We start from the raw sequence: 16,886 nt of genomic DNA, 5'->3' as shown, positions 1-16,886 counted from the left end.
ATGAAAACTTTTATAATAATTGGTGGCAGTAAAGGCATTGGCCGTGCTATTACTGAAAACTTATTGGACCAGCATAACGTAATTAATTTAAGCCGATCAACACCAGCTTTCAATCATGATAATCTTACACACCACACTGTGGATATTTTGCAAGATGATTTACCAGATTTGGAGCAAGCAGATGGTTTAATTTATTGTCCGGGAAGCATCAACTTAAAACCCATTGGACGGTTGGATTTAGACGATTTTCGTTCCGATTTTGAAATTAATGTCATTGGTGCTGTGAAAGCAATGCAGAAATACATACCCATCATTAAAAAAGGAAACAAGCCTGCTATGCTGTTTTTTAGTACGGTTGCCGCAAAATTAGGAATGCCTTATCATGCCAGTGTAGCTGCAGCAAAATCGGCTGTAGAAGGCTTGGTAAAATCTGTTGGTGCTGAACTAGCACCTACCGTTCGCGTAAATGCTATTGCTCCTACAGTTACAGATACCGAATTGGCTTCTAATTTATTGCGAAACGAGAAAATGATATCTAATATCACCGATCGTCATCCATTAAAAAAATACCTAAACCCAACTGAAGTGGCTCAAATGGCTTCATTTTTATTGTCTGATCAAGCAGCTTCTATTTCAGGTCAGATTTTTGAAATGGACTGTGGTATCGTATCGTTCAAAATATAATTTATGAAACACCTATTTATACTCGTTATTATGTTTAGTTTATTTAATAAAAATCAAGCACAAACAAATACTGTGAAATCTATCTATGATATTGCAATCAACGGTTTAGATGGCAAACCTATTAATCTTTCGGATTACAAAGGCAAGCACATCTTATTTGTAAATGTAGCTTCAGAATGTGGTTTTACAGGTCAATATGAGGATTTACAAAAACTATACAACACCTATAAAAATAACTTAATGATTGTTGGTGTGCCTTGTAATCAATTTGGAGGTCAAGAACCTGGAACGGCTTCAGACATCCAAACGTTTTGCCAAGCCAATTACGGTGTAACATTTCAAATGACTGAAAAAATAGATGTTAAAGGCAGTAATCAACACCCATTATACCACTGGCTTACTAATAAAGACCTAAATGGTACATCCAGCTCTACCGTAAAATGGAATTTTCAAAAGTATTTAGTTGATGAAAACGGACAATTAGTAGATTACTTTTTTTCTGTAACCAATCCAATGAGTGGTAAAATTACAAGAAATTTAAATTTATAAAGATGTTTGGACTGTTTAAATCAAAATCAGAAATTGAAAAGCTTCAAAAGCAATACGAAATAGTTATGAAAGACTGGCATCGGTTATCTACAACTGATAGAAAAGCAAGTGACTTAAAGTATGCTGAAGCGCAACAAATTGCTGACAAAATAGAAGCTTTACAAAAAAAATAATATGAAATTTGCGCCTTTGTTAATTCTGTTTTTAGTTATTAATTTCGGGAGCCTAGCTATTGGAAGTTGGCTTATGGGTGATGGCGCAACATCGTCTTGGTATACCAATTTAAATAAGGCGCCTTGGACACCACCTGGTTGGGTATTTGGTGCAGCTTGGACCTTCATAATGATTTGCTTTTCGGTATATTTATCCTATTTATTTAAAGATTACAAATCGCCAATACTAATTGGTGTGTTTACAAGTCAAGTCATTTTAAATATTGCCTGGAATTTTCTGTTTTTCAACCAACATTTAGTGTTTATGGCATTAATAACCATAGTTTTACTAACACTAATTGTATTCTATTTCTTTTTCACATACCGCATGGATGCCATGAATTCATGGCGCTATTTATTATTGCCTTACATGATTTGGCTTTGTATAGCAACCTCGTTAAACCTTTACGTTTTACTCTATAATTAATGAAAATATACACCTTACACAAAAAACAAAACTTGCCTATTTCTGTTGATCAGGCTTGGGATTTTTTATCAAATCCAAAAAACCTAAAAATCATTACTCCAGATTATATGGGCTTTCATATACTTTCTGGAGCAGATAGACCCATGTTTGCTGGTCAGTTAATTCAATATATTGTTACACCTGTTTTGGGTATTAAAACCAAGTGGGTAACAGAAATTACACACGTAATTGATAAAGCATATTTTGTAGACGAACAACGGTTTGGACCTTATGCATTATGGCATCATAAACATTTTATAAAGCCTATTGATGGTGGTGTGGAAATGGAAGATATTATCGATTATAAAGTCCCTATGGGTATTTTAGGTCAAATGGCACATCCATTAATTGTAAAGCCGAAATTAGAAGAAATTTTTGCTTATCGTCAGAAAAAGTTAATTGAATTATTTGGAACTTTGTAAGTATGAAAGAACCCTTAAATATATTTTGGTTCCGAAGAGATTTGCGCTTGGATGATAATCGAGGCTTTTATGAAGCATTAAAAAGTGATTATCCTGTTTTGCCTATTTTTATTTTCGACTCGGAAATTTTAGATTCGCTTCCTGAAAATGATGCACGTGTGACGTTTATTTACAACACGTTGCAAACTATGCGCAAAACACTACAAGACGAACATAATAGTAGCATAGCTATTTACCATGGTACACCCAAAGACATTTTTAAAGAACTTTGTAATAGCTACCAAATTGATACCGTTTTTACCAATCATGACTATGAGCCCTATGCTATAAAACGTGATCAGGCAATAGCATCAATTTTAAAAGAAAATGATGTTGCCTTCAAAACTTTTAAAGATCAGGTAATTTTTGAAAAAGATGAGGTTGTAAAAGATGATGGTGATCCCTACCGCGTTTACACACCTTTTATGAAAACCTGGAAAGAGAAGTTTAAATCCATTGATTTAGAAATTTATTATACCAATAGCTATCTCGACAATTTAGTAAAAAACACGCGGTTACCGAATTTGGAGTTATCTAATTTGGGTTTTAAAAAATCAAAACAAGCCATAGCACCATATGATGTTACACCTACTTTAATTCAAGAATACGAGGAAAAGCGAAATTTCCCTGCCAAAGATGCTACTTCGCGTTTAGGTCCACATCTACGGTTTGGAACCGTAAGTATTCGAAAAATGGTAAAAAAAGCCATTGCAGAAAAAAATGAGGTATTTTGGCAAGAGCTTATTTGGCGCGAATTCTTCATGCAAATACTTTGGCATTTTCCTCACACGGTTACAGAAAGTTTTAAACCCAAATATGACAACATACAATGGCGGAATAACGAAACTGAATTTGAGGCTTGGTGTCAAGGAAAAACTGGCTATCCGCTAGTAGATGCTGGTATGCGTGAATTAAACGAAACGGGCTTTATGCATAATCGGGTTCGCATGTTGGTTGGCAGTTTTTTATGCAAACATTTACTAATTGATTGGCGTTGGGGCGAAGCCTATTTTGCTGAAAAATTACATGACTATGAAATGGCTAGTAACATTGGAAATTGGCAATGGGTTGCAGGTTCTGGAGTAGATGCTGCTCCGTATTTTAGAATATTTAACCCAACTACTCAAATAGAAAAATTTGACAAAGATTTAAAATACATCAATAAATGGGTACCCGAATTTCAAGAACTAACCTACCCTTCAAAAATAGTGGATCATAAAGAAGCACGAGAGCGCTGTTTAAAAGTTTATAAAGAAGCAGTAAGTTAAAACGTAATAACTTTAATAAATATGAAGGCAAATTATTTTATATAATTTGCCTTTTTTATGATTACCTAATGAAATTTTTAGTTTTGTCGGAAATTTACAGAGGTAAGAAAAACAGCACAATTATATTTGAAATCAGAAAACAACTATGGAATTTATAAATAAACCAAATTTCGAGCATTCATTCTTTAACGACATAGTGCGAATAAATTATAACTGTGAGGCAGCACCTCAAGTTATTAATGATTTCGGATATAGTTATATTATGATTCGTTATGGGTACTTTGAAGCTCGAAATAACCAAGGTGAGTATATTGCTATTCCTAGAATTTTTACAAAATGTACTGGCGATTTCTTTTCTGTTAAAGCAGCAACTAATAGTTCTTGGATAAGTATAGAATTACCTAATGGAGCATTCCATAACATTACCAAATTAATCACAAAAAATCAACGAAATAAACTAATAGATTTATACGACTATATTCCTGCTGAAATTTTAGATACACTTTATGTTGCGCTTGAAAATGAAAATGAAATAGAGAAAATAACCGCTTTAGTTGATAAGTCCTTGGAAAGTTATTATTCTAATTGGATGGTTCCTTTAGATTCTCAACCTATGGTAGATTATATTTTTAATAAAAAGGGATTGTTGGAAACTATTGAATTAAGTGAAAAATTTCCATTTAGTTCTAGAACAATTGAACGTATATTTCATAAAGAAGTTGGTGCTTCACCATATCGGTTTATATGTTTAGTTAGGTTTAATCATATTATACGTGAGCTTTTAGAAAACAAATATGATTCCATTGATTCGTTAACTAAAGACTATGAGTACTTCGATCAATCGCATTTTGAAAAAGACTTTAAAAAATTTATGGGACAAGGTGTTAAACAATACAAAGATGACTTTAACCCTTTATTAACCAAAGCACTTTCCCGTGTATATCATGAAACTAATTAACAATCTTTAATATGACAACCAAAAATCTACTTACCTATCTAACCTGCACATTAGCTATTTATTCTTCCTTTGGGCAACAAGACACTGTTACCACTGGAGGGATTGCTTCAAATACAAATGGAGAAATTAGCTATTCAATTGGGCAAACATTTTACTTATCAGAATCTAATGGTTCTAACACCATTCAACAAGGCCTGCAGCAGGCGTTTGAGATTTCAGAAACTTTAAATAATGATTTATTCCATTTAGATCTTGATATAAAAGCCTATCCAAATCCGACAACCAATACCTTTTTTATTTCAACCGATATTTCTAAAAATCCTGACTTGCGGTATCAATTTGTGGACATTAATGGGCGTATAATTTCTAAAGGATATTTAACTCAAAATAAATCGCCACTCAATGTCAGTAAACTGAATCAAGCAACCTATGTTTTAACCATTTACAAAAAAAATGATTTAGTAAAAAGCTACAAAATTATCAAAAAATAAATCTAACACTTTTCACTTATCCATTCAATTATCTAGAAAACTGATAATTGACAGGGTAAATACACTCTAAAATCAATAAATTTTTAACCAATTATTAAAATAACTTAACCATGAAATTTCAAAAAAAAATTAAACAACTCGTATTATTTAATATGCTTTTTTGGGTGAGTATCGCTTTTTCACAAACACCTCAAAAAATGAGTTATCAAGCCATTATTAGAAGCTCTGATGGCACATTGGTAACAAACCAATCTATAGGTATGCAAATTTCTATTTTAGCAGGAAGCATAAATGGGTCAGCTGTTTACACAGAAACACAATCAGCAACTACAAATATTAATGGCCTCGTATCATTAGAAATAGGTACAGGATCAACCAGTGATGATTTTTCAGCAATTGATTGGAGTTCTGGCACCTTTTTTATAAAAACAGAATCAGATATTACAGGAGGTAATAATTATAGTATTACAGGAACAAATCAATTATTAAGTGTTCCATATGCATTGCATGCAGCCAACGGTGTCAAAAAATATGCTATTGGTGACTATGCTCATGGAGGTATTGTTTTTTATGTAGATCCAAGTGGTGAGCATGGACTTGTTGTGTCTTTGCAAAATGTTAGTAATGCCATGAAATGGTGGCCAGAAGGTACCAATATTAGAACAGGTGTTCAGTTTAGTGGTATTTTTGATGGTGCCAGTAATACCCAAATGATATATACCATTTTAGGGTACTTGAATGATGATAATTACGCAGCCAAAGCTTGTTTAGGTTATTCTACTGGATACGATGGATTACCTGTGTCGGGTTCAAACGCACCAGCCTATGGCGATTGGTATTTACCAACGACTAATGAGTTATCTCTACTATTTGCGTCTGAAACCCTTATAAATTCTGAACTTTCATCGCATGGTGGACAAGTATTAGGATCTGGTTTTTATTGGAGTTCTGTTGAAACCTATGTTCCTTACGCTTATGCCGCTTTTGTTTGGGATAATTATGCAAAAAGAATTGAATTTCAAAACAAACTAGATGAGCGTATAGTTCGCGCTATTAGAAGATTTTAATTTAGCTATTAATCAATTTTGTAGGATGCCAAGCAATACGTTTGGCATCTTTTTTTTTATAATATACATAAAATCGATTTTTATAAACACATAATCAGAATATTAAACCCTTTTTATAAGTTTTATAGTATCTTTAGTTTATAAAAATATATGGAATGATTAAAAAACTACTTTTACTACTGATACTAATCCCTGGATTCAGTATGGCTCAAATTTCATTTACTAGTGGTAATTCCGCTTTAGTAAATGCTTCATTATATAGTGGTGTCGCTATTGGTGTTACCGATATGAATGGAGATGGACTAGACGATATTATTCGATTAGACAATGCCTCGTCTTTAGAAATAGAATACCAAAACACCAATGGTAATTTTACACGATTTAATTATGGAAGCACTGGTGGATCTAAATGGGGTTTAGCTATTGCTGATGTTGATAGAAATGGCTTCAATGATCTATTAACGGGTGGTAGCTACAACGGTTTAAAACTGTATACCGCAAACAGTAATGGTACGGACTACAACTCTACCACGCTTACATTTAACATTTTTGTGCAAAATTTAAATTTTGCGGATATTGATAACAATGGGACAATTGACATTTTTGCGTGCCATGATGTTGGATTATCAAAAGCTTTTAGTAATGATGGTAATGGCATTATGACTGAAAACAACGGCTTAATTAATGCTGTTTCCACCATACCTTCTGATAACTCTGGAAATTATGGCAGTATTTGGATAGACTATGACAATGATGACGATTTAGATTTATACATCTCTAAATGTCGTTTAGGTGTTAGTAACCCTAATGATGGTAGACGTGTTAATCTACTATTTGAAAACGATGGTAACAATAATTTTTCTGAAGTTGGTCCCGCTCGTGGTTTAGTGCCTTTAGCACAGTCTTGGTCAGCTGCTTTTGAAGATATTGATAATGATGGTGATTTGGATTGTGTGTTAATTAATCATGATATTACCAGTATGATATTTGAAAATGATGGCACGGGTAATTATACCAATATTACAGCTGCTTCAGGTATTGCTACGTCTTTAGATAATTTAAATGATGGTGGTATTCAAGTTATTATGGAGGACTTTGATAATGACACCTTTATAGATATTTTTGTAACTACCAGAAATGGTATTCATAAATTATATAAAAATGATGGTGATAAAACCTTTACAGAATTACCTAATCCCTTTCCGTTACCATTTGGCGCTAATAGAATTCAAAGTGCGGCAGTAGGCGACTTAAATAATGATGGTTTTGTGGATGTTATGGCTGGGTTTGCTTCTGGTTACAATGGACCTAGCAGCAGCAGACCTGATAGACTTTATTTTAATACGGGAAATAGCACTAACAATTGGAGTGAAATTCTATTAGAAGGAACAACTAGCAATATAAACGGGATTGGTGCACGTATTGAGATCTATGGTGCTTGGGGAAAACAAATTCGCGAGGTTCGTTCAGGTGAAAGTTACGGTATCATGAATTCCTTAAAAACACATTTTGGACTGGGAACTGCCAACGCAATAACAAAAATTGTTGTTAAATGGCCTTCTGGAAATGTAGATGAATTATTAAATCCAACAATTAATCAGTCCTTAAATATTCGTGAAGGCTCTACGTTAAGTACTATAAACCCTGATTCAATTTCTAAATTACGGATGTTTCCAAATCCTGCAACTAATTTTGTAACTATTGAAACCGCTAATAGAAATTCTGATGTTTCTTACACTATGTATGACATTTCTGGAAAAGTCTTGAGAGCAAATCAAGCTTTACCTTTGAATAAACAAATTTCTTTGCAATCATTAACATCTGGTATTTACATGCTTGCACTTCAAATTGATGGAGAAACGGTTATGAGAAAAATTATAAAAAAATAAATTTCCAGTATACATTATTATAAAAAAATGCTTCTAAATTAATTAGAAGCATTTTTTTTGTCAAAACAATTAAGACTCTTTTATTTAATCATTTTCTTTATATCTGTCTATATTAGCACCTATTGCTCGTAAACGCGTATCAATATTTTCATACCCACGATCTATTTGTTCTATATTATGAATGGTAGACGTTCCTTTGGCAGAAAGCGCAGCAATTAATAAAGAAACACCAGCACGTATATCTGGCGATGTCATGGTAGTTGCTTTTAATTGCGATTTAAAATCATGACCAATAACAACCGCACGATGCGGATCGCAAAGGATAATCTTCGCTCCCATATCAATTAACTTATCGACAAAGAATAAACGGCTTTCAAACATTTTCTGATGAATTAATACACTACCTCTAGCCTGCGTTGCAACTACAAGAATAATACTTAATAAATCGGGTGTAAAGCCTGGCCAAGGAGCATCAGAAATGGTTAAAACGGAACCATCTATATAATTCTGAATTTCATAGCCATCTTTATGAGCTGGAATATGAATATCATCACCTTGCTTTTCAACCGTAATGCCCAGTTTTCTAAACACGTCTGGAATTTGTCCTAAATCATCCCAACTAACATTTGTAATGGTTAATTCACTTTTGGTCATAGCTGCAAGGCCAATCCAACTTCCTATTTCAATCATATCAGGAAGCATCGTATGAGTGGTACCACCCAATTTCTCAACACCTTCAATAATAAGCATATTGGAACCAATTCCGCTTATTTTCGCTCCCATCCTATTCAGCATATTACACAATTGTTGCAAATAAGGTTCGCAAGCGGCATTATATATAGTTGTTTGTCCTTCAGCTAAAACAGCAGCCATAACAATATTAGCAGTCCCTGTTACAGAAGCCTCATCTAAAAGCATATAGGCACCTTTAAGCTTATCTGCTTCTACACCATAAAAATAATCTTCTCTATTATAACGGAATTTAGCGCCTAATTTAATAAACCCTTCAAAGTGTGTATCTAATCGTCGTCTACCAATTTTATCACCACCAGGTTTTGGAATATAACCTCTACCAAAACGGGCTAATAAAGGACCAACAATCATGATAGACCCACGTAAACCACGACCATCCTTTTTAAAGGCTTCAGACTCTAAATAAGATAGGTTAATAGAATCTGCTTGAAACGTGTAAGTGCCTTGGCTAATATGTTCAATAGTAACCCCTAAATTTTTTAATAAATCGATTAATTTATTAACATCCACGATATCTGGAATGTTATGAATAGTTACTTTTTCGGGTGTTAATAATACAGCACATAATATTTGTAACGCTTCATTTTTAGCTCCTTGAGGCTGAATTTTCCCTTTTAATTGGTGACCTCCTTCAATTTTAAATATACCCATGCTGAATTTTAATAGCGTTTTCTACTTCTATTTGAATTATTTTTTTTCTGATGATTCTTTTTATTACTGGAACTTTTAGAACTATATTTAGATTTACTGCGCATTAAACTTGTTGCATCTGTTAAATCTTCATCTGCATTTAATAAATTAATTTTTCCGCCTGAAAGTTCTCGTAAATGCTCGAAAATAACATCATCCTCAACCGTGTCTTTATTCCAATTTAAAAAACACTTTTTCATATGATTGGCAATCGTATAGATTAGCGCCTCTTTAAGCTCGCCTTCTTCCCAGGTGTTGGCAACATCAATCATGATTTTTATATTATTTCCGTAGAAACGATATTTTGGAAAATTCTGCGGATATGGCAAATGATCTGGTCGTTCATTCAACGTTTCTTTAGATGGTTTTTCATACGGTGAATCTGCATCTAATTCAAAATTAGACATAATGAAAAGCTGATCCCATAATTTATGCTGAAAATCAGGAACATCTCGTAAATGCGGTTGAATATTTCCCATAACAGAAATTATAGCCTTGGCTAGTTTATTCCGTTCTTCTTTTGTTTCACGCGATTTAGCATAGTTTATCATCTTTTGTAGATGACGTCCGTATTCTGGTATAATTAAATGCTCACGTTCTGAATTGTATTCTAAATGATCTATCAAAATATGTATGTGTGTAGAGTTGACTTAAGACACGTAGTTTTGTGTCTGCGCAAAGTACAAAAAAAAACTAAAGACTAATAACGCCTTTAACGTTTTCTGTAACTTCTTTATATTTAAATATAACATATTCCGGTGCATCCATAACTACATGAATTGAAACACTTGTGTATTTTCCTTTTGAGGACTCTTTCGTTTTTATAACCGCACCCATGTTATCAAATAAAGCTTCAATATTTTTTATAGCATCGCCTTTTGTTTCAACGATGAATTTAAATAAATACTGTGATGGCCATTCGGCCGTATCGTATAATTGAACTTTTAACTTTTCGTAAAAAGCTTCTGTTTTTTTATGCTCTTCCATTTTCAATTTTTAATAAAACAAAGATAGTATTTCCTTGTCATTTTTTAGTTTCCTTTTTAATTACGATTTTTACATCCAAAATCTTGCCAATTTGAAAATAAAGAAGATCGTAATTACAGGAGGTCCCGGAACTGGTAAGACCTCCATTATTAATGAATTGAAGAATCGTGGGTATGTATGCCTTGACGAAATATCCCGTCAAATAACTCTAAAAGCTAGAGAAGACGGTATAGATCAGCTGTTTTTAACCCAGCCACTTTTATTTAGTGAATTACTTTTAAAAGGTCGGGAAGATCAATTTAACGAGGCTAATACCCAAAATGAAAGCTTTGTTTTTCTTGATCGTGGCATTCCAGACGTTTTGGCATATATGGATTTTATTGGTGATTCGTATCCTGAAAAATTTGTAGAAAGCTGCAAAAACCATAATTATGACCTGGCTTTTATTTTAAAACCATGGCAAGACATATTTGTAAGTGATAGTGAACGTTATGAAAATTTTAATCAAGCTATTGAAATTCATGACAATTTACTAAAAACCTACAGTAAATACGGTTATAAGCTATTAGATGTACCCTTTGATACCGTTGAAAATCGGACAGATTTTATTCTGAATGTTGTTAAAAATATATAATGCAACAGCCCATTGATATACTGGAGCGCTACTGGAATTATACCAGTTTTAAACCGCTTCAAGAAAGCGTAATTCAAGCTGTTTTAGATGGCGAAGATACCTTTGCCTTAATGCCAACGGGTGGCGGAAAATCGTTGTGCTTTCAGGTCCCAGCTTTGGCTAAAAACGGTATTTGCATTGTTATTTCGCCACTAATAGCGCTCATGAAAGATCAAGTACAAGCCTTACAAAGCAAAGGAATTAAAGCTATAGCGCTTACAAGTGGGATTCCATATCATGAATTGGATACCCTTTTGGATAATTGTATTTATGGCAATTATAAGTTTTTATACCTATCACCTGAACGTTTGCAACAAGAATTGGTTCAAGATCGGATTCGGCAAATGCCAGTTAATTTAATCGCTGTAGATGAAGCACATTGTATTTCGCAATGGGGAAATGATTTTCGTCCAGCTTATAAAAATATTGCCCTACTCCGTGAAATACAACCTACTGTAAATTGTATTGCACTAACAGCTTCAGCAACTCCTGAAGTGGTAGAAGATATTATTAAAGAACTCGATTTTATTAGTCCTAAAGTTCTCAAACAGTCCTTTAAACGGGATAATTTAGCTTACATGACTTTTGATGCAACGGATAAACACTATCATTTAGAGCGCATTTTAAAGAAACATAACAAGCCTTCAATTATATATGTCAGGAATCGATTAGCTACCATAGAAATCAGCCAATTTTTAGAAAAGAAAGGGTTTTCAGCAACCTTTTTCCATGGCGGACTTTCTAATTTAGAAAAAGACAATAGGCTTCAAGATTGGCTATGTGAGAAAAAACTAATCATGGTGGCAACCAATGCATTTGGAATGGGAATTGACAAACCCAACGTAAAAACAGTTATTCATTTAAATTTACCGGAAAGTCTAGAAAGCTACTTCCAAGAAGCAGGTCGTGCTGGCAGAAATGGCGACAAAGCATTTGCCGTAATTTTAAAAAATAATACGGACAAAAGTAAATTAGAAGATCAGTTTTTAAAAGTACTGCCAAGTGTGGATTTTATGAAGCAACTTTATAGAAAGCTCTGTAATTATTTTCAAATATCCTATGGTGAGGGCGTTGGCTTTGTTGCAGATTTTAATTTTAATCATTTTTGTAAAACCTATAATTTTAATCCACTTATAGCTTATAATGCCATTCAAACTCTAGACAGAACCAGTATCATTTCATTAAGCCAACAATTCAACAAGCAAACTCAAGTTCAATTTATCGTTTCAGATAAGCAGTTGTTTCGGTATTTGGAAAATCATGACTATTTGAATAATATGGTAAAATCCATTTTAAGAAGTTACGGTGGAATTTTTGAAAATGAAACCAACATTAACACCAGTAAAATTGCCGATAAAGCATCTGTAACCGAAACTCATTTAATTGAAGCGCTTCAGAAATTAGAAAAAGATACTATTATTAGTTTGCAAATCTCTAAAACTGACGCACAAGTTACCTTTTTAGAACCACGTGAAGACGAAAAAACCATTAACCGAATTACGCCGATTATAAATCAGCAAAATCAATTAAAACACAAGCAGGTATCGGATGTTTTAAAATACATATCCAATAATACCATCTGCAAAAGTGTGCAACTCCTCACCTATTTTGGAGAAAAAAATGTGACTGATTGTGGTGTGTGTTCGGTATGTGTTGCAAGCAAGGACATGAAGAAGCCAGCAGCAGATTTTAAAACCATTAAACATGCTATTATTAGCAAATTAGAAGAAACAGATTATTCGTCTAGAACATTAACAGAAGTATTAAATTTTCCAGAACAAGATATTCATAACACTATAAAATTATTGTTAGAACATCAAATTATAACCTTAACAAAAATCAACACATATAAATTATCTCATTTATGAAAACCGACTTACGTATTGTATTTATGGGCACACCAGATTTTGCTGTAGCCATATTAGAAGGCATTTTAGCTAATAATTATAACGTAGTAGGTGTTATTACTGCTCCTGATAAACCCGCAGGACGTGGCCGGAAAATAAACGAATCGGCTGTTAAACAATATGCACAAAAACAGGGTTTAACTATATTACAACCCACCAATTTAAAAAATCCAGATTTTTTACAAACCTTACACGCATTGCAAGCAGATATACAAGTGGTAGTTGCCTTCAGAATGCTACCAGAAGCTGTTTGGAGAATGCCTGCTTTAGGTACTTTTAATCTTCATGCGTCTCTATTACCCAACTATCGCGGTGCTGCACCAATAAATTGGGTTCTTATAAATGGTGAAACCGAAACGGGTGTTTCTACATTTTTTATAGATGATAAGATTGATACTGGCGATATGATTATGCAAAAAACAGTTGCCATAGAAGAAACAGATAATGCAGGCACCTTACATGATAAGTTAATGCTTACAGGTAGTCAATTGGTAATTGAAACTTTAAAACGTATAGAAAACGGTACTGTTGAAGCCACACCACAACGCGACTCTAGCGCTTTAAAGGATGCTAATAAGCTACATAGAGATAATTGCAAACTAGATTGGACGGACACCTTAAAAAACATACATAATAAGGTACGTGGCTTGAACCCATATCCAGGAGCCTGGTGTTATTTAAAGAATTATGAAGACACGTTAGAAATAAAAATTTATGAAACCCATATGGAAGTGGAAACGCACACCCATCCAATTGGTAAAATTATTACAAGTAAAAAAAACCTAAAAGTAGCCGTAACAGATGGTTATCTATTTATTGATGAATTGAAGTTGCCAGGTAAGCGAAAAATGACTACAAATGACCTCTTAAATGGCTATGAATTTCACCAAGATGCCAAAATGCTCTAACCCCTTATGAATGCTCACATTTCAAAAACATCGATGAAATACACATGCTTTATTAACAAATCGGTTAAGTTATCAACAAATTTAGGTATTTCCCTTGCTATTACTTGCATGGTACGATAATCCGTATAAATTTGTAAAGGATTTAACAAAAATGTTTAACCAACAATTTATTAATAATTAAACTTTAAATTATGAACAAAACAGATTTAATCGATGCAATGGCAGAACACGCAGGAATTACTAAAGCAGCTGCAAAGAAAGCTTTAGAGTGTGCGTTAATTGAAATTGAAGGAGCTTTACAAAAAGGTAACAGAGTTTCTTTAGTAGGATTTGGTTCTTGGTCAGTTTCTAGAAGAGCTGCAAGAGACGGAAGAAATCCACAAACAGGAAAAACTATCAAAATTAAAGCTAAAAACGTAGTTAAGTTTAAAGCTGGTTCAGATTTATCTAGAGCAGTAAACTAATTATCGCTTAATTTATAAGTATTAAAGGTCTTCCATATGAAGACCTTTTTTAGTTATTAATAATAAGAAGTGTTTGATTTTAACTAAAAAAATATTAGATTTATAATAGAAAATCTATCACTATATGATTTCAACACAACCAAAAAAAGGAAATTTGCTAATTGCTGAACCTTCTATTATTGGTGACATTTCATTTAATCGTTCCATTATTTTATTAGCCGATCATACCGATGAAGGCTCTATTGGATTTATTTTAAATAAACCCTTGGAGTACACCATTAGCGACCTCATACCTGAATTAGATGCCACTTTTAAAGTCTATAATGGCGGTCCTGTAGAGCAAGATAATTTGTATTTTATCCATAAAGTTCCAGAATTAATCCCAAATAGTGTTGAGATTTCTTTAGGGATATATTGGGGAGGCGACTTTAATAAAGTAGCGGAATTAATTGCCAATAATGAGATTAATGAGAAAAATATCCGCTTTTTTCTGGGGTATTCGGGTTGGGAATCTAATCAATTAAACAATGAGTTAAAAACCAACTCTTGGGTGGTAACAGAAAACATCTATAAACAAAACATCATAGAAAAGGACTATGAGACGTTTTGGAAAGAAAAAATGTTAGAATTTGGTGGTGAATATACCATTTGGTCTAACGCACCCGAAGATCCTACCTTTAATTAGATAGTCTAATTTTTACTTGTAATTTTTGTAATAGCATTTTGGCAACCGCGTGGTCGTAAAGCTTTTTACGATATTTGCTAACAGGCTGAATACCAACTATAACATTGGTTATAAATAAGGCATCGGCTTTCTGCAATTCGAATGGTGAAATGGATGCTTCTTCAAGTTCATAATCGGGCAATTGTGCAATGAGCTCTATAATTTGTTTCCGCATAATTCCTTTTAAACAACCATCAGAAAGTGGTGGTGTTTTAATAACATGCCCACTCACTAAAAATAAATTTCCATTTAAAGCTTCAACCACTTTTTTATCCGTATTAAGTAACAGAGCATTTTGTAAATTATTTTCTTCAGCATAAACGCTACCTACTACATTAATCGCTTTATTATTCGTTTTAAGGGTGGATAACAAACTAGGCGACACATAAAAATCTTTAAATAGATCTACTTCATAATCCCCATCATTCATCAAATAAAAATCTGCATCTAATGCGCTGACAGAAATAACAAATCCCACTTCTTTACTGGTTGGGTTATACAGACCACCTTCACCACGAAACACGGTTAATTTAACACGAGACGTATTATTTTCAAGCTTATTTTCAGAAAGCGTCTTTTGAATTTCGGCTTCCAGGAATTCCATGGTAAAATCCATAGGAATTTCCATCCTCATGATACGCATAGAAGCCATTAAACGAAAATAATGATCCTCCCAAAACAAAAGTTTCCCATGTGAGTATTTGCACGTTTCAAAAACAGCATCACCGTAGGCAAAGCCACGATTATTAAGTGATATGATATTGACATCAGCTGTCAAATTTCCGTTAAAATTAACCATAAAAAAAGTCCCGAATAAAATTCGGGACAAAGATATGTTTTATAATAGAAACCACCTTAAGCTGAACCCAATACTTGTTTTAAATCTGAAATTTGATTTTCCCAAAGCATTTTAGCTTCATCCACTTCATCTTCTTCAGCAAAATCGACAATCATAATAGACACATCTTTGGTAATTTCATCCACTTGAATACGTATTTCAAAATAATACGGTTCCCCTTCATCGGAAGCCCAACGAAATTTAATACGTTCGCCACTTTTTTTACTAATTAAATGTGCTTGTTCTTCACTGCCATCCCAAATAAATTTGAATAGTTCGCCACGGGAATTTACATTTTCTGCAAACCATTCCGAAAGGCCTGAAGGCGTTGATATATATTGATATAATAATTGCGGTGACGCCTGTATAGGAAACTCCATTTCAAATTTTACTTTCTCGTCCATAGTTGAATAATTTATGCGCTCAATATATACATTAAATTATGAGAATTAAAACTATTTTTTATAAATATTTTATGTTGTTTTTTATTTGCACGGAATAAATTAGTTGTTATATTTGCAGCCTTAAAAAGCGGTATGAACCGCTTTGAATTAAGAGACTCCTGTTACAACAGGAATATGGCGAGGTAGCTCAGTTGGTTAGAGCGTTGGATTCATAACCCAGAGGTCCCGAGTTCAAATCTCGGTCTCGCTACATCAGTAAAAGTCTTGTACGGAAGTACAGGACTTTTTTTATGCCTCTAAGTGTCAAACATAGAAGGCATAAAAAAACCTACAACACTAATTTTAGGAACAACAAAACAGACCAGAAACCAAAAGAGATAATACCAATATCCAAGTGTAATTAAAACGGTAACATGCCATTAAAAATAACACCTCTTAACATTCAAGGTGCTAAACCTTATTTTGATACTATTACTGGTAAAGTTTTTTATTC

General features: G+C 33.4%; 20 protein-coding genes and 1 tRNA gene. 16 read left to right on the top strand and 5 right to left on the bottom strand.

From position 1 onward, the window contains the following. The 10 genes from BM239_RS06390 (at position 1) to BM239_RS06350 (ending at position 8,045) form a co-directional block, all read left to right on the top strand. Positions 1-684, top strand: coding sequence for an SDR family NAD(P)-dependent oxidoreductase (locus tag BM239_RS06390; protein WP_092206848.1), 684 nt, complete (start codon positions 1-3; stop codon positions 682-684). Between the two features lie 30 nt (positions 685-714). Beyond that, positions 715-1,233, top strand: coding sequence for a glutathione peroxidase (locus tag BM239_RS06385; protein WP_177209010.1), 519 nt, complete (start codon positions 715-717; stop codon positions 1,231-1,233). Positions 1,234-1,235: 2 nt separating this feature from the next. Then, positions 1,236-1,406, top strand: coding sequence for a Lacal_2735 family protein (locus tag BM239_RS15305; protein WP_143094898.1), 171 nt, complete (start codon positions 1,236-1,238; stop codon positions 1,404-1,406). Between the two features lies 1 nt (position 1,407). Next, positions 1,408-1,872, top strand: a complete 465-nt coding sequence (locus BM239_RS06380) for a TspO/MBR family protein (protein WP_092206846.1) — start codon at positions 1,408-1,410, stop codon at positions 1,870-1,872. After that, on the top strand, positions 1,872-2,333 hold the full coding sequence (locus BM239_RS06375) for an SRPBCC family protein (protein ID WP_092206845.1): 462 nt from the start codon (positions 1,872-1,874) through the stop codon (positions 2,331-2,333). The genes BM239_RS06380 and BM239_RS06375 overlap by 1 nt, the downstream gene beginning before the upstream one ends. A 2-nt stretch (positions 2,334-2,335) precedes the next feature. Continuing rightward, the gene (locus BM239_RS06370) at positions 2,336-3,640 is read left to right on the top strand and encodes a cryptochrome/photolyase family protein (protein ID WP_092206844.1); all 1,305 of its coding nucleotides are present in this window, start codon (positions 2,336-2,338) and stop codon (positions 3,638-3,640) included. A 145-nt stretch (positions 3,641-3,785) separates the two neighbouring features. After that, on the top strand, positions 3,786-4,598 hold the full coding sequence (locus BM239_RS06365; RefSeq protein WP_092206843.1) for a helix-turn-helix domain-containing protein: 813 nt from the start codon (positions 3,786-3,788) through the stop codon (positions 4,596-4,598). 11 nt (positions 4,599-4,609) lie between these two features. After that, the gene (locus BM239_RS06360) at positions 4,610-5,089 is read left to right on the top strand and encodes a T9SS type A sorting domain-containing protein (RefSeq protein ID WP_092206842.1); all 480 of its coding nucleotides are present in this window, start codon (positions 4,610-4,612) and stop codon (positions 5,087-5,089) included. A gap of 110 nt (positions 5,090-5,199) precedes the next feature. Then, a complete protein-coding gene (locus BM239_RS06355; protein ID WP_092206841.1) occupies positions 5,200-6,156 on the top strand; it encodes an Lcl C-terminal domain-containing protein in 957 nt (318 codons plus the stop codon). 155 nt (positions 6,157-6,311) lie between these two features. Beyond that, complete coding sequence (locus BM239_RS06350) at positions 6,312-8,045, top strand: FG-GAP-like repeat-containing protein (protein ID WP_092206840.1); 1,734 nt, start codon at positions 6,312-6,314, stop codon at positions 8,043-8,045. Between the two features lie 84 nt (positions 8,046-8,129). On the opposite strand, the gene murA is transcribed toward BM239_RS06350, so the two are convergent. The 3 genes from murA to BM239_RS06335 form a co-directional block, all read right to left on the bottom strand. Then, a complete protein-coding gene (gene murA / locus BM239_RS06345; RefSeq protein ID WP_092206839.1) occupies positions 8,130-9,449 on the bottom strand; it encodes a UDP-N-acetylglucosamine 1-carboxyvinyltransferase in 1,320 nt (439 codons plus the stop codon). A gap of 8 nt (positions 9,450-9,457) precedes the next feature. Next, positions 9,458-10,114 (bottom strand): DUF4290 domain-containing protein, encoded by a 657-nt coding sequence (locus BM239_RS06340; protein ID WP_092206838.1) that lies wholly within the window; start codon positions 10,112-10,114, stop codon positions 9,458-9,460. A 67-nt stretch (positions 10,115-10,181) separates the two neighbouring features. Then, entirely contained in the window at positions 10,182-10,475 is a 294-nt protein-coding gene (locus tag BM239_RS06335) for a DUF493 family protein (RefSeq protein WP_092206837.1), read from the bottom strand. Positions 10,476-10,566: 91 nt separating this feature from the next. On the opposite strand from BM239_RS06335, the gene BM239_RS06330 reads away from it, so the two are divergent. The 5 genes from BM239_RS06330 (at position 10,567) to BM239_RS06310 (ending at position 15,112) form a co-directional block, all read left to right on the top strand. Then, positions 10,567-11,109 (top strand): AAA family ATPase, encoded by a 543-nt coding sequence (locus tag BM239_RS06330; protein WP_092207504.1) that lies wholly within the window; start codon positions 10,567-10,569, stop codon positions 11,107-11,109. Next, entirely contained in the window at positions 11,109-13,016 is a 1,908-nt protein-coding gene (locus BM239_RS06325; RefSeq protein WP_092206836.1) for a RecQ family ATP-dependent DNA helicase, read from the top strand. The genes BM239_RS06330 and BM239_RS06325 overlap by 1 nt, the downstream gene beginning before the upstream one ends. Further along, on the top strand, positions 13,013-13,963 hold the full coding sequence (gene fmt / locus BM239_RS06320; protein ID WP_092206835.1) for a methionyl-tRNA formyltransferase: 951 nt from the start codon (positions 13,013-13,015) through the stop codon (positions 13,961-13,963). Before BM239_RS06325 ends, fmt begins: the two co-directional genes overlap by 4 nt. 191 nt (positions 13,964-14,154) lie before the next feature. Beyond that, the gene (locus tag BM239_RS06315) at positions 14,155-14,427 is read left to right on the top strand and encodes an HU family DNA-binding protein (RefSeq protein ID WP_092206834.1); all 273 of its coding nucleotides are present in this window, start codon (positions 14,155-14,157) and stop codon (positions 14,425-14,427) included. Between the two features lie 124 nt (positions 14,428-14,551). Next, positions 14,552-15,112, top strand: coding sequence for a YqgE/AlgH family protein (locus BM239_RS06310; RefSeq protein WP_092206833.1), 561 nt, complete (start codon positions 14,552-14,554; stop codon positions 15,110-15,112). Here BM239_RS06310 and BM239_RS06305 read toward each other — a convergent pair. After that, positions 15,105-15,950, bottom strand: a complete 846-nt coding sequence (locus BM239_RS06305; RefSeq protein ID WP_092206832.1) for an aminotransferase class IV — start codon at positions 15,948-15,950, stop codon at positions 15,105-15,107. The two genes, BM239_RS06310 and BM239_RS06305, sit on opposite strands and share 8 nt — an antisense overlap. Positions 15,951-16,006: 56 nt before the next feature. After that, a complete protein-coding gene (locus BM239_RS06300) occupies positions 16,007-16,393 on the bottom strand; it encodes an START-like domain-containing protein (protein ID WP_092206831.1) in 387 nt (128 codons plus the stop codon). A gap of 176 nt (positions 16,394-16,569) precedes the next feature. On the opposite strand from BM239_RS06300, the gene BM239_RS06295 reads away from it, so the two are divergent. Next, a tRNA-Met gene (locus BM239_RS06295) sits at positions 16,570-16,643 on the top strand. Positions 16,644-16,886: the final 243 nt, after the last annotated feature.

It is taken from the genome of Algorimicrobium echini (assembly GCF_900115185.1).
Taxonomy (GTDB): Bacteria; Bacteroidota; Bacteroidia; order Flavobacteriales; family Flavobacteriaceae; genus Algorimicrobium; species Algorimicrobium echini.
This window is presented reverse-complemented; position numbering and strand designations above follow the sequence as displayed.

Coding starts and splice junctions, on each gene's coding strand:
- BM239_RS06375 (WP_092206845.1), top strand. CDS start 1,872: ATGAAAATATACACCTTACACAAAAAACAAAACTTGCCTATTTCTGTT.
- BM239_RS06355 (WP_092206841.1), top strand. CDS start 5,200: ATGAAATTTCAAAAAAAAATTAAACAACTCGTATTATTTAATATGCTT.
- BM239_RS06385 (WP_177209010.1), top strand. CDS start 715: ATGTTTAGTTTATTTAATAAAAATCAAGCACAAACAAATACTGTGAAA.
- BM239_RS06315 (WP_092206834.1), top strand. CDS start 14,155: ATGAACAAAACAGATTTAATCGATGCAATGGCAGAACACGCAGGAATT.
- BM239_RS15305 (WP_143094898.1), top strand. CDS start 1,236: ATGTTTGGACTGTTTAAATCAAAATCAGAAATTGAAAAGCTTCAAAAG.
- BM239_RS06300 (WP_092206831.1), bottom strand. CDS start 16,393: ATGGACGAGAAAGTAAAATTTGAAATGGAGTTTCCTATACAGGCGTCA.
- BM239_RS06305 (WP_092206832.1), bottom strand. CDS start 15,950: ATGGTTAATTTTAACGGAAATTTGACAGCTGATGTCAATATCATATCA.
- BM239_RS06350 (WP_092206840.1), top strand. CDS start 6,312: ATGATTAAAAAACTACTTTTACTACTGATACTAATCCCTGGATTCAGT.
- BM239_RS06310 (WP_092206833.1), top strand. CDS start 14,552: ATGATTTCAACACAACCAAAAAAAGGAAATTTGCTAATTGCTGAACCT.
- BM239_RS06380 (WP_092206846.1), top strand. CDS start 1,408: ATGAAATTTGCGCCTTTGTTAATTCTGTTTTTAGTTATTAATTTCGGG.
- BM239_RS06370 (WP_092206844.1), top strand. CDS start 2,336: ATGAAAGAACCCTTAAATATATTTTGGTTCCGAAGAGATTTGCGCTTG.
- BM239_RS06360 (WP_092206842.1), top strand. CDS start 4,610: ATGACAACCAAAAATCTACTTACCTATCTAACCTGCACATTAGCTATT.
- murA (WP_092206839.1), bottom strand. CDS start 9,449: ATGGGTATATTTAAAATTGAAGGAGGTCACCAATTAAAAGGGAAAATT.
- fmt (WP_092206835.1), top strand. CDS start 13,013: ATGAAAACCGACTTACGTATTGTATTTATGGGCACACCAGATTTTGCT.
- BM239_RS06365 (WP_092206843.1), top strand. CDS start 3,786: ATGGAATTTATAAATAAACCAAATTTCGAGCATTCATTCTTTAACGAC.
- BM239_RS06335 (WP_092206837.1), bottom strand. CDS start 10,475: ATGGAAGAGCATAAAAAAACAGAAGCTTTTTACGAAAAGTTAAAAGTT.
- BM239_RS06390 (WP_092206848.1), top strand. CDS start 1: ATGAAAACTTTTATAATAATTGGTGGCAGTAAAGGCATTGGCCGTGCT.
- BM239_RS06325 (WP_092206836.1), top strand. CDS start 11,109: ATGCAACAGCCCATTGATATACTGGAGCGCTACTGGAATTATACCAGT.